Below are 2768 nucleotides of genomic sequence, written 5' to 3'. Positions count from 1 at the left end.
CGACGACGGCACCGTCTCCCTGTCCGTGCAGGATCTGGCCGCCCCCACCCGGGCCGCCGCGAGTGTGCTGGTGGCCGGCACCGGGCAGCAGATCAACTCCGGCGACGTCATCGTCGCCCGCTACGCCTTCGCCAACTGGTCCGACAACAGCCTGCGCACCTCCAGCTACGGCGCTACCACCGTCCCCGGCATCATCGACATGTCCGACACCATGTCCGGCCTTGCTCAACAGCTGGTGGATGCCACCGTTGGCAGTCGCATCGTGCTGGTGCTGCCGGCGGACCAGGCCGCCGGCGACGACGCCCTGGCCGTGGTCATCGACATACTCGCCGTCGTAGCCGACGGCACTCTCACCGACGCCACCGCCGCCCCCAGCCCGCAGGCCACGCCCACCGCCGACGGCGTGGTACGCGTAACCCCGAGCCCCGGCGCGGCACAGCCCGCCGCGGCCGCACCCGCCGGCAAGGAGGAGCAGTAGACATGAGTGTTGCCGTACGTGTGATCCCGTGCCTGGACGTCAAGGACGGCCGCGTGGTCAAGGGCGTGAACTTCACCGGCCTGCGTGACGCCGGCGACCCGGTGGAGCTCGCCGCCCGCTACGACGCCCAGGGCGCCGACGAGATCACCTTCCTGGACGTGTCGGCCTCAGCCGAGGGGCGCGCCACCATGCTGCAGGTCGTGGCCGACACCGCCGAGGAGGTGTTCGTGCCGCTGACCGTCGGCGGCGGCGTGCGCAGCGTGGACGACGTCGACCGGCTGCTGCGGGCTGGCGCCGACAAGGTCGGCATCAATACCGCTGCCATCGCCCGTCCCGAGCTGCTGACGGAGGTCGCCTCCCGCTTCGGCAACCAGGTGGTGGTCCTGTCGGTGGACGCCCGCCGTTGCCCGCCCGGCGTGAGCACCCCCTCCGGCTACGAGGTCACCACTCACGGCGGCACTCGCTCCACCGGCATCGACGCGGTGCAGTGGGCGGCCCGCGCGGCCGATCTCGGTGCCGGCGAGATCCTGCTGAACTCCATGGATGCCGACGGCGTCACCGGCGGCTTCGACCTGGAGATGCTCGATGACGTGCGCCGGGCGGTGCGTATTCCGCTGATCGCCTCCGGCGGTGCCGGGCGGCCCGAGGACTTCGCGGCAGCCGCCGACCACGGCGCGGACGCCGTGCTGGCCGCCAGCGTCTTCCACTACGGCACCATGACCATCGAGCAGGCCAAGGAGGCGCTGCGCGCCGCCGGCCACCCCGTGCGTTGAGCGGCGGCACCGGAGCCCGCCGGCGGGGTGTCACAATGGCACCCGTGACCGAGTCCCACGCCGTGGCCAATGAGCCCTCCCCGCTGCCGTCCGAACTGGCCGCACGCCTGAAGCGAGACGCGAACGGCCTGGTGGCCGCCGTCGTCCAGCAGTACGACACCCGCGAGGTGCTCATGGTGGGCTGGATGAACGATGAGGCCCTGCGCCGCACCCTGAGTGAGGGACGCGTGACCTACTGGTCGCGCTCCCGCCAGGAGTACTGGCGCAAGGGCGATACCTCCGGCCATTACCAGTACGTCAAGGCCGTCTCCCTGGACTGCGACGGCGACGCCCTGCTGGTTGAAGTCGACCAGGTGGGGGCCGCCTGCCACACCGGTACGCGCACCTGCTTCCAGGCCGGCGGGGACCTGGGCGCGGTGGTGGGGGAGCGTCCCTCCAGCCGGGACGGATTTGCCTGTACGGCCCCGTCCGGTAACCATGAGGGTTGAGAAACGTAAGGGGGTGACCGACGGTGAACACCTTCGAGGAGCTCGCCGCCACGGCCCGCGCCTGCGTGGCGCAGCGCGAACGACGCGTCCCGCTGGCGCAGCTAAAGGAGGCCGTGCGCGCCGCCCCCGCCTGCCGCGACGCCGTCGCTGCCCTGCACGGTGAGGGCCGAGCCGTCTCGGTGATAGCCGAGGTCAAGCGCGCCACCGCCACCTTCGCGGACCTGTCCGGCGTCGGGGATGTGGCCATTCTGGCCGGCTTCTACGCCGCCGGCGGGGCCGCCTGCGTTTCCGTGGTCACCGAGCCCGCCCGCTCCCACGGTCGGCTGGCCGACCTGGATGCCGTGCGCGCCGCCGTGGACGTGCCCGTGCTGGTCAACGACGTCGTGGTCACCCCCTACCAGGTGCATGAGGCCCGCGCCCACGGCGCCGACCTGCTCATGCTCGACGCCCGCCTGCAGCCCCTGATCCTGGAGTCCTTGATCGAGCGCACCCACTCCCTGGGCATGGTGGCCGTCGTCGAGGCTCACTCGCGGACCGAGGCCATCACCGCCGTACAGTCCGGCGCCCGCCTCATCGCCGTCGACGCCCGCGACCCGGAGACCCGCAAGGTGGACCGCTCCCGCTTCGAGCGGGTCGCCGAGGTACTGCCCGCGGGCATTACCCGGATCGCCACCGGCGGCGTGCGCGGCCCCCACGACGTCATGAGCTATGCGCGCGCCGGCGCCGACGTCGTACTGGTCGGCGAGGCCGTCATCCGCTCCGCCGACCCCCAACAGTTCGTGGCCGAGCTGGTTGCCGCCGGCAGCCACCCGGCATTGTTTCCCGCCACCCACCGAGAGGCGCCGTAAGTGCCCGTAGCCCTGCTCAGCCCCGCCGCGATGCTCGCGGCCGCCATCCCCAGCCCCGCCCGCGGGGTGTGGTACCTGGGACCGTTCCCCCTGCGTGCCTACGCCCTGTGCATCCTCGCCGGCGTGTTCGTTGCCGTGTGGTGGGGCGACCGCCGCTACCGTGCCGCCGGCGGGGCGGCCG

4 protein-coding genes and 1 pseudogene are annotated in these 2768 nt (G+C 72.5%); all 5 read left to right on the top strand.

Annotated elements, in window-relative coordinates:
* Positions 1–478, top strand: a 478-nt coding sequence (locus BN1056_RS12250) for an FKBP-type peptidyl-prolyl cis-trans isomerase (RefSeq protein WP_483297525.1), incomplete at its 5' end; no start/stop codon positions are given.
* Positions 479–480: 2 nt separating this feature from the next.
* Entirely contained in the window at positions 481–1251 is a 771-nt protein-coding gene (gene hisF / locus BN1056_RS12245) for an imidazole glycerol phosphate synthase subunit HisF (RefSeq protein WP_210581593.1), read from the top strand.
* A 44-nt stretch (positions 1252–1295) separates the two neighbouring features.
* Complete coding sequence (hisI, locus tag BN1056_RS12240; RefSeq protein ID WP_234416164.1) at positions 1296–1739, top strand: phosphoribosyl-AMP cyclohydrolase; 444 nt, start codon at positions 1296–1298, stop codon at positions 1737–1739.
* A 23-nt stretch (positions 1740–1762) separates the two neighbouring features.
* A complete protein-coding gene (locus BN1056_RS12235; RefSeq protein ID WP_210581591.1) occupies positions 1763–2587 on the top strand; it encodes an indole-3-glycerol phosphate synthase TrpC in 825 nt (274 codons plus the stop codon).
* 30 nt (positions 2588–2617) lie between these two features.
* Positions 2618–2768, top strand: a pseudogene (locus tag BN1056_RS12230) (prolipoprotein diacylglyceryl transferase); the annotation flags it as partial.

This window comes from Actinomyces succiniciruminis, assembly GCF_900002405.1.
Classification (GTDB): Bacteria; Actinomycetota; Actinomycetes; order Actinomycetales; family Actinomycetaceae; genus Actinomyces; species Actinomyces succiniciruminis.
Note: the sequence above shows the minus strand (reverse complement) of the source record. Positions and strands in the feature narration are given on the sequence as shown.

Excerpts from the sequence above, each read along its gene's own strand:
- hisF (WP_210581593.1), top strand. The coding sequence starts at position 481 with ATGAGTGTTGCCGTACGTGTGATCCCGTGCCTGGACGTCAAGGACGGC.